The sequence below is a fragment of the Paraburkholderia sp. MM5482-R2 genome, assembly GCF_050436125.1.
In the GTDB taxonomy this organism is placed as follows: domain Bacteria; phylum Pseudomonadota; class Gammaproteobacteria; order Burkholderiales; family Burkholderiaceae; genus Paraburkholderia; species Paraburkholderia tuberum.
Genome location: NZ_JBNDLP010000002.1, coordinates 358,577 through 373,571, shown reverse-complemented (window position 1 = coordinate 373,571; position 14,995 = coordinate 358,577). Strand labels below are relative to the sequence as shown.

General features: G+C 64.6%; 14 protein-coding genes. 5 read left to right on the top strand and 9 right to left on the bottom strand.

The window, feature by feature from the left end:
- Positions 1 to 28: 28 nt before the first annotated feature.
- From OKW37_RS04780 to gatC, 5 genes are all read right to left on the bottom strand, one after another.
- Positions 29 to 808: an exodeoxyribonuclease III gene (locus tag OKW37_RS04780; protein WP_429356417.1), complete on the bottom strand. Its 780-nt coding sequence runs from the start codon at positions 806 to 808 to the stop codon at positions 29 to 31.
- Between the two features lie 52 nt (positions 809 to 860).
- Positions 861 to 1,700, bottom strand: coding sequence for a PPK2 family polyphosphate kinase (locus OKW37_RS04775; protein WP_429407800.1), 840 nt, complete (start codon positions 1,698 to 1,700; stop codon positions 861 to 863).
- A gap of 143 nt (positions 1,701 to 1,843) precedes the next feature.
- Positions 1,844 to 3,319, bottom strand: coding sequence for an Asp-tRNA(Asn)/Glu-tRNA(Gln) amidotransferase subunit GatB (gene gatB, locus OKW37_RS04770; protein WP_429407802.1), 1,476 nt, complete (start codon positions 3,317 to 3,319; stop codon positions 1,844 to 1,846).
- 5 nt (positions 3,320 to 3,324) lie between these two features.
- The gene (gene gatA / locus OKW37_RS04765; protein ID WP_429407804.1) at positions 3,325 to 4,812 is read right to left on the bottom strand and encodes an Asp-tRNA(Asn)/Glu-tRNA(Gln) amidotransferase subunit GatA; all 1,488 of its coding nucleotides are present in this window, start codon (positions 4,810 to 4,812) and stop codon (positions 3,325 to 3,327) included.
- 158 nt (positions 4,813 to 4,970) lie between these two features.
- Entirely contained in the window at positions 4,971 to 5,270 is a 300-nt protein-coding gene (gatC, locus tag OKW37_RS04760) for an Asp-tRNA(Asn)/Glu-tRNA(Gln) amidotransferase subunit GatC (protein ID WP_018419087.1), read from the bottom strand.
- A gap of 372 nt (positions 5,271 to 5,642) precedes the next feature.
- Here gatC and OKW37_RS04755 point away from each other — a divergent pair, with 372 nt between their 5' ends.
- From OKW37_RS04755 to rodA, 5 genes are all read left to right on the top strand, one after another.
- Positions 5,643 to 6,686 (top strand): rod shape-determining protein, encoded by a 1,044-nt coding sequence (locus OKW37_RS04755; protein WP_004189550.1) that lies wholly within the window; start codon positions 5,643 to 5,645, stop codon positions 6,684 to 6,686.
- Positions 6,687 to 6,839: 153 nt separating this feature from the next.
- Entirely contained in the window at positions 6,840 to 7,976 is a 1,137-nt protein-coding gene (mreC, locus tag OKW37_RS04750; protein WP_184060901.1) for a rod shape-determining protein MreC, read from the top strand.
- Positions 7,973 to 8,485, top strand: coding sequence for a rod shape-determining protein MreD (gene mreD / locus OKW37_RS04745; protein ID WP_018419085.1), 513 nt, complete (start codon positions 7,973 to 7,975; stop codon positions 8,483 to 8,485). The genes mreC and mreD overlap by 4 nt, the downstream gene beginning before the upstream one ends.
- A 79-nt stretch (positions 8,486 to 8,564) precedes the next feature.
- Positions 8,565 to 10,898 carry a penicillin-binding protein 2 gene (mrdA, locus tag OKW37_RS04740; protein ID WP_429407808.1) on the top strand — a complete coding sequence of 778 codons (2,334 nt, stop codon included), beginning with the start codon at positions 8,565 to 8,567 and terminating at the stop codon, positions 10,896 to 10,898.
- A 10-nt stretch (positions 10,899 to 10,908) separates the two neighbouring features.
- A complete protein-coding gene (gene rodA, locus OKW37_RS04735) occupies positions 10,909 to 12,057 on the top strand; it encodes a rod shape-determining protein RodA (RefSeq protein WP_187612101.1) in 1,149 nt (382 codons plus the stop codon).
- An 84-nt stretch (positions 12,058 to 12,141) separates the two neighbouring features.
- Here rodA and OKW37_RS04730 read toward each other — a convergent pair whose 3' ends face one another.
- The 4 genes from OKW37_RS04730 to queE form a co-directional block, all read right to left on the bottom strand.
- Entirely contained in the window at positions 12,142 to 12,876 is a 735-nt protein-coding gene (locus OKW37_RS04730; protein ID WP_184060904.1) for a tetratricopeptide repeat protein, read from the bottom strand.
- Positions 12,873 to 13,655, bottom strand: a complete 783-nt coding sequence (locus OKW37_RS04725) for an HpcH/HpaI aldolase family protein (RefSeq protein ID WP_429407811.1) — start codon at positions 13,653 to 13,655, stop codon at positions 12,873 to 12,875. Before OKW37_RS04725 ends, OKW37_RS04730 begins: the two co-directional genes overlap by 4 nt.
- A 192-nt stretch (positions 13,656 to 13,847) precedes the next feature.
- The gene (gene queD, locus OKW37_RS04720) at positions 13,848 to 14,303 is read right to left on the bottom strand and encodes a 6-carboxytetrahydropterin synthase QueD (protein ID WP_184061034.1); all 456 of its coding nucleotides are present in this window, start codon (positions 14,301 to 14,303) and stop codon (positions 13,848 to 13,850) included.
- Between the two features lie 9 nt (positions 14,304 to 14,312).
- Positions 14,313 to 14,945 carry a 7-carboxy-7-deazaguanine synthase gene (gene queE, locus OKW37_RS04715; protein WP_184060905.1) on the bottom strand — a complete coding sequence of 211 codons (633 nt, stop codon included), beginning with the start codon at positions 14,943 to 14,945 and terminating at the stop codon, positions 14,313 to 14,315.
- Positions 14,946 to 14,995: the final 50 nt, after the last annotated feature.

Here is a 14,995-nt window from a genome sequence, read left to right as displayed (position 1 = left end):
GGCGCTGCACGCGTCGCGGCCGGTGGGCTTACTTTTTGACCTTATGGTCGTAGTCGACGGTCAGCGGCGCATGGTCGCTGAACTTGATGTCGCGGAACACGTCGGTGCGCTTCGCCTTGCTTGCGACGCCCGGCGTCGCGATCTGGTAATCGATCCGCCACCCGACGTTCTTCGCATACGCCTGACCGCGATTGCTCCACCACGTGTACTGCTCGGGCCGCTGATCGAGCGTGCGGAACACATCCACATAACCGACTTCGTCGAACAGTTTGTCGAGCCATGCGCGCTCTTCGGGCAGGCAGCCCGAATTCTTCTGGTTGCTCTTCCAGTTCTTGATGTCGATTTCCTTGTGCACGATGTTCACGTCGCCGCACACGATGACCTCGCGCTCCTTCGCCAGTTCGGCGAGATGCGGCATGAACTCGTCCATGAAACGGAACTTGGCCTGCTGGCGCTCGTCGCCGCTCGACCCCGACGGCACATACACCGAGACCACCGACAGCTTGCCGAAACGCAGCTCGACATAGCGCCCTTCCGGGTCGAACTCCTCGCTGCCGAAGCCGATGACCACTTCGTCCGGCTCATGACGCGTATAGACGCCCGCGCCGCTATAACCCTTTTTTACCGCATGCTGGAAATAGCCGGTGAAATCATGCGGCGCCATGAACTCCGGCGTCATGTCATCCTGCGAGCATTTGATTTCCTGCACGCAAAGCACGTCGGCGCCCTGTTCGCCGAACCAGTCGAAAAAGCCCTTCTTCGCCGCCGAGCGGATGCCGTTGAGGTTGGCGGTAATCACACGCAACATGTCTTTCCTCTTTTGTTCGATTCGTTTCTGAAGCCAAGGGGCAAGGCCGCGTTCACTCGACCTTGACGCCCTTCAGCGATTCCTTGGCCGGCGGATATTCGAGCTTCAGCGCGTCGAGCGTGCGCAGCAGCAGTTCGGCGACCATCACGTTGCGATGCGTCTTCGACTCGGCCGGAATCACGTACCACGGCGCGTATTCCGTCGACGTCGCGGCCAGTGTGTCGCGATACGCGGACTGATACGCGTCCCACTGCTTGCGCGCTTCGAGATCCGACACGTCGAATTTCCAGTGCTTCAGCGGATCGTCGATGCGCTCCTGCAAACGCACACGCTGCTCGTCCCTTGAAATGTGCAGCATGCACTTGAGAATCGTCGCGCCGCTGTCGGCGAGCATCTCCTCGAACTGACGGATGTGGCGGCACCGCTGCTGGAACGCCGCGGCGTCGAGCGCGCCCAGCACGGTCGGCACGAGCAGGTCTTCGTAGTGACTGCGGTTGAAGATCGTCAGCTCGCCGGCCGCGGGTGCCTGCGAATGCACGCGCCACAGGAAGTCGTGCGCGAGTTCGACGGGCGTCGGCGCCTTGAACGGCACGATGCGCAAGCCGAGCGGGTCGACTTCGTGAAATACCGCGCGGATCGTGCCGTCCTTGCCGCTCGTGTCCATGCCTTGCAGCACTAGCAGAACGCGGCGCTTGCGCTGCGCGTGCAGCCGCTCCTGCAGGTTGTCGAGCAGCAGGCCTACTTCCGACAGACGCGCGCGGTCCGCGTCTTTCGAGCCGCTCGAAAACGGCTTCGCCTTCGGGTCGAAATGCTCGAGCGAGAAGTGGTTTTTTTTCTTGCCGTCGTCGAAATACGGCACGCGGAAATCGTCGAGATCGGGTTGCTTTGTCATGCATACACTCCAAGGTCTACGCTTACCTACGCTTAACCGGCTGAAGCGGGTCCGCAAAATAAAACGGGCCGTTGCCCTGCTTCGATCCGGCAACGGCCCGTGGTGACACGGGCGCGATCACGCCCGGCCCGCGGCACTTCAACTCAGGACAACTTCTTCTTGAGCAATTCATTGACCTGAGCAGGGTTGGCCTTACCCTTGGTTGCTTTCATCGCCTGGCCGATCAGCGCGTTGAACGCCTTTTCCTTGCCGGCGCGATATTCGTCGACCGACTTCTGGTTCGCGGCGAGCACTTCGTCGATGATCGCTTCGAGCGCGCCGGTGTCCGAAATCTGCTTCAGGCCTTTCGCCTCGATGATGCGATCGGCGGCGGCTTCGTCGGTGGCCTTCTCTTCCCAGATCGCGAGGAAGATTTCCTTCGCGATCTTGTTCGAGATCGTACCGTCGGCAATACGTTGCAGAACCAGCGCCAGCTGCGCGGCCGAGACCGGGCACGCGGCAATGTCGAGGCCTTCGCGGTTGAGTTGCGACGACACTTCACCCATCACCCAGTTCGCCGCGACCTTCGCGTTGGCCGCACCGAACTTGGCGACCACCGCTTCGTAGTAAGCGGCCGTCGCCTTGCTCGAGGTCAGCACGTTCGCGTCGTACGGCGTGAGTCCGTACTGCGACACGAAGCGCCGCTGGATCGCTTCCGGCAGTTCCGGCATCTCGCTCTTCACGCGCTCGACCCACGCGGCGTCGATCACGAGCGGCATCAGGTCGGGGTCGGGGAAATAGCGGTAGTCGTGCGCGTCTTCCTTGCTGCGCATCGAACGCGTCTCGCGCTTGTCCGGATCGTACAGACGCGTTTCCTGCACCACCGTGCCGCCGTCTTCGATCAGCTCGATCTGGCGACGCACTTCGTACTGGATCGCTTCTTCGAGGAAGCGGAACGAGTTCAGGTTCTTGGTCTCGGTGCGCGTGCCGAATTCCTTCTGGCCGACCGGACGCACCGACACGTTCGCGTCGCAGCGGAACGAGCCTTCCTGCATGTTGCCGTCGCAGATGCCGAGCCACACGACGAGCGTGTGCAGCGACTTCGCATAGGCAACGGCCTCGGCCGCGCTGCGCATTTCCGGCTCGGTGACGATTTCGAGCAGCGGCGTGCCGGCGCGATTCAGGTCGATGCCGGTCATGCCCGCGAAGTCTTCGTGCAGCGATTTGCCCGCGTCTTCCTCGAGGTGGGCGCGCGTCAGGTTGATGGTTTTCTCGTACGCTTCCTTGCCCGCCTTTTCATTGGCCGGTACCTGGATCGTCACCTGACCGCCCTGCACGACGGGGATTTCGTACTGGCTGATCTGGTAGCCCTTCGGCAGGTCGGGGTAGAAATAATTCTTGCGCGCGAAGATGCTGCGCGGCGCCACCGTTGCGCCGATCGCGAGGCCGAACTGAATGGCGCGTTCGACCGCGCCGCGGTTCATCACCGGCAGCGTGCCCGGCAGGGCCAGATCGACGGGGTTGGCCTGCGTGTTCGGCGCGGCGCCGAATTGGGTCGCGGTGCCCGAGAAGATTTTCGAATGCGTCGACAACTGCGTGTGGGTCTCCAGACCGATCACGACTTCCCATTGTTTGGTCATGATGCTCACACTCCTGCCGGTGCCTGACGGTGCCAGTCGGTCGCGCGCTGGAACGCGTCGGCCACCTGCAGCATCCGGGCTTCGTTGAAATAGTTGCCGATGATCTGCAGACCGACCGGACGCTGCGCGTTCGCGCCCGCGCCGAAGCCGCACGGCACGCTCATGCCCGGCAGGCCGGCGAGGCTCACCGACAGCGTGTAGATGTCGGCCAGATACATCTGCACCGGATCGTCGCCCTTCGCGCCGATGTCCCACGCCACCGACGGCGCGACCGGTCCCATGATCACGTCGCACTGCTTGAACGCTTGCTGGAAGTCCTGCGCGATGATGCGGCGGATCTTCTGCGCCTGCAGGTAGTACGCGTCGTAGTAGCCGTGCGACAGCACGTAGGTGCCGACCAGAATGCGGCGCTTCACTTCCGGGCCGAAGCCTTCGGCGCGCGACTTCTTGTACATGTCGAGCAGATCGCGGTACCCGGCCGCGCGATGGCCAAACCGCACGCCATCGAAACGAGACAGGTTCGACGATGCTTCGGCCGGCGCGATCACGTAGTAGACCGGGATCGACAGTTCGGTCTTCGGCAGCGATACCTCGACGAGCGTCGCGCCGAGCGCTTCGTACTGCTTCAAGGCGGCGTCGATCGACGCGCGCACGTCGTCGGCGAGACCGGGGCCGAAATACTCCTTCGGCAGGCCGATGCGCAGACCGGCGAGCGGCTTGTCCGTGCCGTCGTCCTGCCACGACTTGCCGAGATAGCGCGTGTAGTCCTCGCGCTCGTGCGAGAGGCTCGTCGAGTCGCGCTCGTCGAAGCCGGCCATCGCGTTGAGCAGCGTCGCGCAGTCCGCGGCGCTTTGCGCCATCGGGCCGCCCTGGTCGAGCGACGACGCGAACGCGATCATGCCGTAGCGCGACACCCGGCCGTACGTCGGCTTGATGCCGGTGATGCCCGAGAACGACGCCGGCTGGCGGATCGAGCCGCCGGTGTCGGTGCCGGTCGCGGCGGGCGCGAGACGCGCGGCCACGGCGGCAGCCGAGCCGCCCGACGAACCGCCCGGCACGGCCTTGCGGTCCCACGGATTCTGCACGGCGCCGAAATACGAATTCTCGTTGGACGAACCCATCGCAAACTCGTCCATGTTGGTCTTGCCCACGCACACCATGCCGGCGTTCTGCAGACGCGCGACCACGGTCGCGTCGAACGGGCTTTCGTAGTTCGCGAGCATCTTCGAGCCGGCCGTGGAGCGCCAGCCCTTCGTGACGAACACATCCTTGTGCGCGATCGGCAGGCCGACCAGCGGGCCTGCATGGCCGGTGTGCAGCAGCGCGTCGGCGGCTTTCGCCTGCGCGAGCGTCAGCTCCGGATCGACCTGAATGAACGCGTTCAGGCTATTGGCCGCGTCGATCCGCTTCAGGTACAGCTGCGCCAGTTCGACTGCGGAGCATTCCCTGGCCGCGAGCGCAGCGCGCAGTTCGCTCAAACTTTTTTCATGCATTGCGTTTTATCCTGGAAAGCGCGGCAGCGTGGTCACGCCGCCGTGGAGGCCTTCGGTTGCCCGTCGGCAGACCGGTCCGGCAAGCTTCGCGGCGAGGACGCGCGTCTGGACCACGGAGGCTCGCGCCGACGCCAGACCCGGGGTCTGCCCGGCGGGTCTTATTCGATCACCTTCGGCACGAGGTACAGGCCGTCCTGAACGGCCGGCGCGGGGCGCTGGAAAGCCTCGCGCTCGACCGTCTCCGTGACGGCGTCGTCACGCAGACGCAGCGCGACGTCTTCGATCTGCTCGATCGGGTGGGCAAGCGGCGCGATGCCGGTGGTATCGACCGCCTGCATCTGCTCGACGAGGCCGAAAAAATCATTGAGCTGGGCACGCGTGTGCTCGGCGTCGGCATCGGCCAGTTCGAGTCGCGCGAGATGCGCGATGCGTTTTACATCGGTCAGGGTCAGAGCCATGCAGTCACCGGAAAGGGTGGAATGTCACAACAGTTAAAAAGTCGCGTTGTAACAGCGGGTTACGACAAGATAGGACAATCCGGAAAAAGGAGCCGCAATGACAAAATGTGCGCTCCGTTTCCTTCAAAACATCCAAAATTATAAGGTATCATTACGCGTTCGACCCAAACCCGGACCGACTTACCAAGGCCTTACGGACAATTCCAAGAACGTCCGGCGCTTTCCGCCCTGGCTTTGCAACGGCCTCCGGTAGACTCCCCCGCGGCTTCAAGTTCATGTGGCGTCGCTACCGCCCGGTTGAAGCTGTTATTTTTCCGCTGCCGCCCTACGCATACGGTGCGAGGCCCGGCCCCCAGCGAGACAGGATTTTGAATGTTCGGTTTTTTGCGCAGCTACTTCTCCAACGATCTGGCGATTGACCTCGGCACCGCCAACACCCTTATCTACATGCGCGGCAAGGGCATCGTTCTCGACGAACCGTCGGTCGTGTCGATCCGCCAGGAAGGCGGCCCCAACGGCAAGAAGACCATTCAGGCAGTCGGCAAGGAAGCCAAGCAGATGCTCGGCAAGGTGCCGGGCAACATCGAGGCGATCCGCCCGATGAAAGACGGCGTGATCGCCGACTTCACCGTCACCGAGCAGATGATCAAGCAGTTCATCAAGACTGCTCACGAATCGCGCATGTTCTCGCCGTCGCCTCGCATCATCATCTGCGTGCCGTGCGGTTCGACCCAGGTCGAGCGTCGCGCGATCAAGGAAGCCGCGCACGGCGCGGGCGCCTCGCAGGTGTATCTGATCGAAGAGCCGATGGCTGCCGCGATCGGCGCGGGCCTGCCGGTGTCGGAAGCAACGGGTTCGATGGTCGTCGACATCGGCGGCGGCACGACAGAAGTCGGCGTGATCTCGCTCGGCGGCATCGTGTACAAGGGCTCGGTGCGCGTCGGCGGCGACAAGTTCGACGAAGCGATCGTCAACTACATCCGCCGCAACTACGGCATGCTGATCGGCGAACAGACCGCCGAAGCCATCAAGAAGGAAATCGGCTCCGCGTTCCCGGGCTCCGAAGTCAAGGAAATGGAAGTGAAGGGCCGCAATCTGTCGGAAGGCATTCCGCGCAGCTTCACGATCTCCAGCAACGAAATCCTCGAAGCGCTGACCGATCCGCTGAACCAGATCGTGTCGTCGGTGAAGATCGCACTGGAACAGACGCCGCCGGAACTCGGCGCGGACATCGCCGAGCGCGGCATGATGCTGACCGGCGGTGGCGCGCTGCTGCGCGACCTCGATCGCCTGCTCGCCGAAGAAACCGGCCTGCCGGTGCTCGTCGCCGAAGACCCGCTGACCTGCGTCGTGCGCGGCTCGGGCATGGCGCTCGAACGCATGGACAAGCTCGGCAGCATCTTCTCGTACGAGTAAGCGAGCCTTCCTCCCATGTCAGTAGCGCGGATCTGGCACACGGCCCCTTGCGGGCCGCTTTGTCGTTGGCTGGGCCGACCAGCCTCCGCTCGCTGACCGCGCGCGCCTTGCGCGTCGCCGTCTCACCCAACCGCTCACGCCCCGGCGCCGACCATGGAATACAGTCCGCCGCCCCTGTTCAAGCAAGGCCCCTCCGCTCTGGCCCGACTGGTGTTCTTCGTCGTGCTGGCGCTCGCCCTGCTGATCTCCGATGCCCGCTTCCAGACGCTCGAAATCGTCCGCGGCGTGCTCGGCGCGGGTCTTTATCCTTTGCAGCGCGCAGCGCTCGTGCCGCGCGACATCTTCATGGGCGCCGCCGACCTCGCCGTGACGAGCGCCACGCTGCGCGACGAGAACGCGAAGCTGCGCGCGAAGGATCTGCGGCTGTCGCAGCAGGCCAATCTGGCCGCGTCGCTCGCCGCCGAAAATGGCCATCTGCGCGCGCTGATGCAACTGTCGCAGAGCCTCACCACGCAATCGCTGCCCGCCGAAATCCAGTACGACACGCGCGATCCGTTCACGCAGAAGGTCGTGATCGGACGCGGCGCGCAGCAAGGCATCCAGAACGGCTCGCCGGTCGTCGACGAAGATGGCGTGATCGGCCAGGTCACACGGGTGTTCCCGCTGCAGGCCGAAGTCACGCTGCTGACGGACAAGGACCAGGCGGTGCCGGTCGAAATTCTGCGCACCGGCTTACGCAGCGTGATCTACGGTACGCCGAAGGGCGACACGCTCGATCTGCGCTTCGTGCCGATCAGCGCCGACGTCCAGACCGGCGACGAGCTCGTCACGAGCGGCCTCGACGGCGTGTATCCGCCGGGGCTGCCGGTCGCGAAGGTCGTGCGCGTCGACAAGCAGGCCGACACCGCGTTTGCGCACGTAGTCAGTCTGCCGGTCGCCGCAGTGCGCGGTGCGCGTCAGGTGCTCGTGCTGCACGTCCAGAACAACGCGCCGCCGCGCCCGGCGGACGAACCCGACGCGGCAACCGTCGCGAAGGAAGCGAAAGCGAAGAAGGGCGCCAAAGCAGCGGACGGCAAGGGCGCGGCGGACAAATCCGCCGCCAGGCCAGCCGACAGGAACGCCGCCGACAAAGCGCCGACCGAAAAGCCCGCAGCCAAATCCGTGGAAAAGGCGCCGGGCAAAGCTGCGGCCGACAAGAAGTCCGACAAGCCCGCAGCCGACAGGAAAGCCGAAAAGCCGGCCGCCGCGAAGAACGTGAAGCCGCAAGCCGAGCCGGGGGCTCAGCCATGAATCGCCCGCAATACATCCTGCAGCCGGTCAACCCGTACTTCATCGCGTTCAGCCTCGCTTCCGCGTTCCTGCTGAACCTGATGCCGTGGGGGCGTCTCGCCGGCGTGCCCGATTTCGTCGCACTCGTGCTGCTGTTCTGGAATGTCCATCAGCCGCGCAAGGTGGGCATGGGCATCGCGTTTCTGCTCGGTCTGCTGATGGACGTGCACAACGCGAGCCTGCTCGGCGAGCACGCGCTCGCCTACACGCTGCTCTCGTACGGCGCGATCACGATTCACCGCCGCGTGTTGTGGATGTCGCTCGGCGTGCAGACGTTCGCGGTGATGCCGCTGCTCGTCGTCGCGCAACTGGTGCCGTTCGTGATCCGGTTGTTGACCGGCGCGGCGTTTCCGGGCTGGAGTTATCTGATCGACGGTTTCGTCGAAGCTGCGCTGTGGCCGGTCGCCAGCATCTTGCTGCTGATGCCGCAGCGCCGCCCCGCCGACCCGGACGATACGCGCCCCATTTGATCCCGCATCGGGCCCACCGGCCGCGGCCAGTTTGGGCGCACACTCTTGATGGCCGCATGCCGGCCTTTTGCAGAATCGCATGACCGAATTCAAGGACACTCAACAGCAGCTCACGAAATTCCGCCTGCGCGTCGCGGCGGCGGGCCTGTTCGTGTTTGTCTGCTTCGGGCTGATCGGCTTCCGCTTCCTGTTCCTGCAGGTCTGGCACTACAGCAAGTACTCGCTGCAAGCCGATGAAAACCGCATCTCCGTCGCGCCGATCGTGCCGAACCGCGGCATCATCACCGACCGGAACGGCGTCGTGCTCGCGAAGAACTACTCGGCCTATACGCTCGAAATCACTCCATCGAAGCTGAACGACACGCTCGATAACGTGATCGACAACCTCGCCACCGTCGTGTCGATCGATGCGCGCGACCGTCGCCGCTTCAAGAAGCTGCAGGAAGACTCGAAGAACTTCGAAAGTCTGCCGATCCGCACGCGCCTGACCGACGACGAAGTCGCGCGCTTCACCGCGCAGCGCTTCCGCTTCCCTGGCGTCGAAGTGCGCGCGCGGCTGTTCCGCCAGTACCCGCTCGGGCCGACGGCCGCGCACGTGATCGGCTACATCGGACGGATTTCGCAACGCGACCAGGACCGCATCGACGACGCCAGCGATCAGAACGACAGCGATCCGGATCACTACGATCCGCGTCTTGACGCGAACAACTACAAGGGCACCGATTACATCGGCAAGATCGGCGTCGAGCAGAGCTACGAGACCGAGCTGCACGGCCAGACCGGTTTCGAGGAAGTCGAGGTGACGGCGGGCGGCCGCCCGGTGCGTACGCTGTCGCGCACCCAGGCGACGCCGGGCAACAACCTCGTGCTGTCGCTCGACATCGGCCTTCAGCAGGTCGCCGAGCAGGCGTTCGCCGGACACCGCGGCGCGCTCGTCGCGATCGAGCCGTCCACCGGCGACGTGCTCGCATTCGTGTCGGCGCCGAGCTTCGATCCGAATTCCTTCGTCGACGGCATCGACCAGCAGACCTGGGACGAGCTGAACAACTCGCCCGACCATCCGCTCCTGAACCGGCCGCTGCACGGCACCTATCCGCCGGGCTCGACCTACAAGCCGTTCATGGCGCTCGCCGCGCTGACGCTGCACAAGCGCACGCCGAGCTGGGGCTTCCAGGACCCCGGTTACTACACGTTCGGCGGCCACACGTTCCGCAACGACGTGCGCTCGGGCCAAGGCTGGATCGACATGAACCGCGCGATCGTCGTGTCGAACGACACGTACTTCTACATGCTCGCGCACGATCTCGGCGTCAACAACATCGCGAACTTCATGAAGCCGTGGGGCTTCGGGCAGATCACCGGCATCGACATCGCCGGCGAAGCGAAGGGCATCCTGCCGTCGACCGACTGGAAGCGCCACGCGTACCGCCGCCCCGAGCAGCAGAAGTGGTACGAAGGCGAAACGGTCAGCCTCGGCATCGGCCAGGGCTACAACTCGTTCACGATCCTGCAGCTCGCCCATGCCACCGCAACGCTCGCGAACAACGGCGTCGTGATGAAGCCGCACCTCGTGCGCGACATCGAGAATCCGATCACGAAGGACACGCGGCCGGTGGTGCGCGATCCGAGCGACAAGATCGCGGTCAAGCAGCAGGACATCGACTTCATCAAGCGCGCGATGGAAGGCGTGGTCACGAACGGCACGGCGGCCAAAGTGTTCGCGGGCGCGCCATATCAGGCGGCCGGCAAGACCGGTACCGCGCAGGTGTACTCGCTGCAAGGCGCGAACTACAAAGGTCACGCGGTTGCGGAGAATTTGCGCGATCACGCGCTGTTCATCGCCTTCGCGCCGGCCGATCAACCGAAGATCGCACTCGCGCTGGTCGTCGAAAACGGCGGCTGGGGCGCGGAGGCGGCCGGTCCGATCGCGCGCAGGGTGCTCGACTATTACCTGGTCGGGAAGAACAAGCCCGGCGCGGAAGAAGCGGCCGTCGCGGTAGCGGCATCGACCACGCTCGAAGCATCCGCGCCGCAGGTCGGCGATACGCCTGTATCGCATGATGGCGCTCAGCCGCTCAAGATTGCGGCGGGCTTCAAGGCACTGCCGATGCCAGGGGCGGCGGCTGCCGCTGTGGCCTCCGGTGCGTCGGCGGCCGTTGCGGCTTCGGGCGCGAATGGCGCGTCTGCGCCGGTGGCGGCGTCGGCTGGCGCGGCGGCAACGGTGCCGGCCAGCGCGCCGGCAGCGGCATCGGCTTCGTCCGTGGCAAAGAAATCCGCGTCGCGTACGTCCGGCGCCCCGCACCAACCCCGTCCGGCAAGCGAGCCGGCGCCGACCGCAGCGGCACCATCGCGCGAGGACAGCTTCCAGGGCGCGTCGCCGCGCCAGCCGGCCGCCGGCGGCATCGACGAATAAGGAGAAAGGCATGCAATTCGACAAGCGCGCCTGGCTCGAGCGCATCAAACGGATGTTCGTAGGCTTCGACCGTCCGCTCGCACTGATCGTGTTTCTGCTGCTGTGCGTCGGCATCGTCACGCTGTACAGCGCGACGCTCGACATGCCGGGCCGCGTCGAAGACCAGTTGCGCAACATCCTGCTCACCTTCGTGCTGATGTGGGGGCTCGCCAATGTGCCGCCCAATACGCTGATGCGCTTCGCGGTCCCGCTCTACGCGTTCGGGATCGCGCTACTGGTCGCAGTCGCGATGTTCGGCCTTACGCGCAAGGGCGCGAAGCGCTGGATCAACGTCGGCGTGGTGATCCAGCCATCGGAAATCATGAAGATCGCCACACCGCTGATGCTCGCCTGGTACTACCAGCGCCGCGAAGGCGTGATGCGCTGGTACGACTACCTGGTCGGCTTCGTGATCCTCATCGTGCCGGTCGGCCTGATCGCGAAGCAGCCCGACCTCGGCACGGCCGTGCTCGTGTTCGCGGCCGGCCTGTTCGTGATTTACTTCGCGGGGCTGAGCTTCAAGCTGATCATGCCGGTGCTGATCGCGGCCGTGATTGCGGTTGCGTCGATCGCGGCGTTCCAGGACAAGATCTGTCAGCCCGAAGTGCAGTGGCCGCTGATGCACGACTACCAGAAGCACCGCATCTGCACGCTGCTCGATCCGACCTCTGACCCGCTCGGCAAAGGCTTCCACACGATTCAAGCGGTGATCGCGATCGGCTCGGGCGGCCCGCTCGGCAAGGGTTGGCTGAAGGGTACGCAGGCGCATCTGGAGTTCATCCCCGAGAAGCACACCGACTTCATCTTCGCGGTGTTTTCGGAAGAGTTCGGTTTGGCAGGCGGAATCGTGCTGCTCACGCTGTACATGCTATTGATCGCGCGCGGGCTCTACATCGCGGCCAACGGCGCGACATTGTTCGGGCGATTATTGGCCGGCTCGTTGACGATGGCGTTCTTCACGTACGCGTTCGTCAATATCGGCATGGTGAGCGGGATTCTGCCGGTGGTCGGCGTGCCGTTGCCGTTCATGAGTTACGGTGGCACCGCGCTGACTACATTGGGCGTCGCGATCGGGCTGATCATGAGCGTCGCGCGACAGAAGCGGTTGATGCAGAGCTAACCCGTAGCTAGCGGCACGCTAGCAAACGACAATGCAAAAAACGGCGCTCGTTGCGAGCGCCCTTTTTGCTTTTTTGCTGCTTTATTACTGCGGCTTCACTTCCTTCTGATCGCGCAGCTGCGCGCTCAACTGCTGATACTTCAGGCGCGCGGCCGGATCGCCCTGCGCCGCCGCGGCCGCGTAATATGCGCGCGCCACATTCAGATTCCGGTCGACGCCATCGCCGCCGCGCTCGTAGAACGAGCCGGTCACGTACTGCGCGGTCATGTCGCCGCCCTGCGCCGCTTTCTTGTACCAGACGAACGCCTGCTTGTTGTCACGCTCGGTACCGCGTCCGTCGAGGAACTGATTCGCGAGCGCGAGCTCCGCCTGCACATGGCCCTGCGCGGCCGCCTTCATGAACCAGCGATGCGCCTCCACCGGATCGCGCCCGACGAACTCGCCATCGTCGTACATCTTGCCGTACACATATTGCGCGTGCGACATGTTCGCGTCGGCGGCCTTGCGCAGCCACTTCTTGCCTTCGTCGACGTTGACCGGCGTGCCTTCGCCGTTGAGCAGCATCATCGCGTAATTGAACTGGGCGAGGCGGCTGCCGCGCTCGGCGGCCTGGCGGAATTCGCTCAGCGCGGCGCCAAGATTGCCGGCGTTGTAGTCGGCCACCGCGGATTGCGTCTGCGGATCGTTCGCCTTGGCGACGTGATCCTGTGCATACGCGGCGTTCCACGCCCCAGTCGCGAGCAGCGCCACCGCCATGGTCACTTGCGCGGTCACTCGCGTGATCATCCGCCCGGCGCCCCCCTGCACTCTGCCGTTCATGACCTCACCTCCTGTAATGCCTGGCGCGTCGCGCGCAACATCCAGATCACGTCGGCGGCTAGCGCGACGAAGCGAAAACCGGCGTCGCGATGCTGCCGCGCGCTCGCCACGTCCATCGCGAAGATGCCGGCGGCAATGCCGGCCTTGTCCGCCGCGCTGACGATACGCGCCATCGCCGCCTGCACGTCCGCGTGTTTCGGGTCGCCGAGATGACCAAGGCTCGCGGCCAGATCGGCCGGCCCGACGAACAGGCAATCGACGCCCGGCGTCGCCGCGATCTGCTCGACCTCCCGCAAGCCGCGCGCCGATTCGATCTGCACAATCGTCGCGATCTGTGCGTTGGCCGTCTGCACGTAATCACGCCGCATGCCGTAACCGGCCGCGCGCACGACGCCCGCGACGCCGCGCAGGCCGTCGAGCGCCTCGGCGGTCGGATATTGGGTGAGCCGCACGGCGCGTGCCGCGTCTTCAGCGGATTCGATGTTCGGGAACATCAGCGTGCGCGCGCCGGCGTCGAGCACGCGCTTGACGAGCCACGGCTCGCTCGCGGGCACCCGCACCACCGGCTCGCTCGGCAGATGGGCGGCGGCAATCGCGCGCAATTGCGACTCGACGCCGCCGCTATCGTTGGGCGCGTGCTCCATGTCGATCAGCAGCCAGTCGAAGCCGGCGTGCGCGAGTGCTTCGGCGGCGGCCTCGCTGCCGAGCGACAACCACAGCCCGATCAGCGGCGCGTTGTCCTTCAGACGTTGTTTGAGGGAGTTGGTGAAGGTGCTCATCGGCTGGCCTCGCGCAGGTTTGCAATGCGAAGCGGGGCCAGATAGTGGATCAGGCAGGCACCGGGGCGCTGACGGCCTCGTTGCCTGCTGCGACGCGATGCGGTGACCGGCATGTCTCGCTCCGTGTGTTGGTCGGAACGATCATACCGTGACAATAACGCGAGAAGTTCGTTCGCGCGGCGGGGCGTGGGTTCAGGTGGGAAGCGAGTCGCGGACCACCTCGGCCCAGCAATTCGGCGTCTCGTACAGACGCACTTTGTGCAGGCGCAGGTTCACGCCGTAGTGCGCGTCGTAGACGTTCGCGAGAATGTCGAACGCAATCGCGGCGAGGTTTTCGACGGTCGGAATGCGATCGATCACGACCGTCTTGTGATCCGCCATGCTGTCGAGGAAGCCACGCACCTGCGTGTCGCCTTCGTAGACGAGAAACGCGTGGTCCCACTTGTCGACCAGGTGCTCGTTGGCGAGCGACTTCACGTCGGCGAAGTCCATCACCATGCCGCGATCGGGCGCGCCTTCGGTGTCGACCAGATCGCCTAGCAGCGTGATTTCGAGCACGTAGCGATGGCCATGCAGATTACGGCACTGGCTGCGGTGATCGGGAATGCGGTGGCCCGCGTCGAATTCGAGTTTTCGGGTAATCGTCAGCACGGCAAATCAGGGAATGTTCAGATACTTGTGAGTCTGCATCGACAGGCGCCACTGCGGATGACGTTTGCACCAGTCGATCGCGAGCTTCGTGTTGATGTCGCGCGACGGGCCGTCCATCGGCTGGACGAGGAAATACTCGAAGTCGAGCTTGGCGTAGTCGTCGAGGCGCTGGTTGTCCTGCGGGATCACGACTTTCAGTTCGTTGCCCTTCGTCACGACGAGCGGCGCGTCGGCCTTCGGGCTCACGCAGATCCAGTCGATCGTGTCGAGCACCGGCAGCGAGCCGTTGGTCTCGATCGCGATCTCGAAGCCGGCCGCGTGCAGCGCGTCGACGAGCGGCTGATCGAGCTGCAGCATCGGCTCGCCGCCAGTGCACACGACGAAGCGTTCGCCCTCGCCTTGCGGCCATTGCGACGCGATCATCGCGACCAGTTCGTCAGGTGTGCGGTACTTGCCGCCGTTCTCGCCGTCGGTGCCGACGAAATCGGTGTCGCAGAAACGGCAGACGGCGTCCGCGCGATCCTCTTCGCGGCCGGACCACAGATTGCAGCCCGCGAAACGGCAGAACACGGCCGGCCGCCCGGCATTCGCACCCTCGCCCTGCAACGTGTAGAAAATTTCCTTGACCGCGTACGTCATGCTGCTTTCTGTCCTGTGTTCCTGAATCAATGATGCTCAATGATGGGCGC

Bases quoted from the DNA above. Each gene is read 5' to 3' on its own strand.
- OKW37_RS04780 (WP_429356417.1), bottom strand. From the start codon at position 808: ATGTTGCGTGTGATTACCGCCAACCTCAACGGCATCCGCTCGGCGGCG.
- OKW37_RS04775 (WP_429407800.1), bottom strand. From the start codon at position 1,700: ATGACAAAGCAACCCGATCTCGACGATTTCCGCGTGCCGTATTTCGAC.
- gatB (WP_429407802.1), bottom strand. From the start codon at position 3,319: ATGACCAAACAATGGGAAGTCGTGATCGGTCTGGAGACCCACACGCAG.
- gatA (WP_429407804.1), bottom strand. From the start codon at position 4,812: ATGCATGAAAAAAGTTTGAGCGAACTGCGCGCTGCGCTCGCGGCCAGG.
- gatC (WP_018419087.1), bottom strand. From the start codon at position 5,270: ATGGCTCTGACCCTGACCGATGTAAAACGCATCGCGCATCTCGCGCGA.
- OKW37_RS04755 (WP_004189550.1), top strand. From the start codon at position 5,643: ATGTTCGGTTTTTTGCGCAGCTACTTCTCCAACGATCTGGCGATTGAC.
- mreC (WP_184060901.1), top strand. From the start codon at position 6,840: ATGGAATACAGTCCGCCGCCCCTGTTCAAGCAAGGCCCCTCCGCTCTG.
- mreD (WP_018419085.1), top strand. From the start codon at position 7,973: ATGAATCGCCCGCAATACATCCTGCAGCCGGTCAACCCGTACTTCATC.
- mrdA (WP_429407808.1), top strand. From the start codon at position 8,565: ATGACCGAATTCAAGGACACTCAACAGCAGCTCACGAAATTCCGCCTG.
- rodA (WP_187612101.1), top strand. From the start codon at position 10,909: ATGCAATTCGACAAGCGCGCCTGGCTCGAGCGCATCAAACGGATGTTC.
- OKW37_RS04730 (WP_184060904.1), bottom strand. From the start codon at position 12,876: ATGAACGGCAGAGTGCAGGGGGGCGCCGGGCGGATGATCACGCGAGTG.
- OKW37_RS04725 (WP_429407811.1), bottom strand. From the start codon at position 13,655: ATGAGCACCTTCACCAACTCCCTCAAACAACGTCTGAAGGACAACGCG.
- queE (WP_184060905.1), bottom strand. From the start codon at position 14,945: ATGACGTACGCGGTCAAGGAAATTTTCTACACGTTGCAGGGCGAGGGT.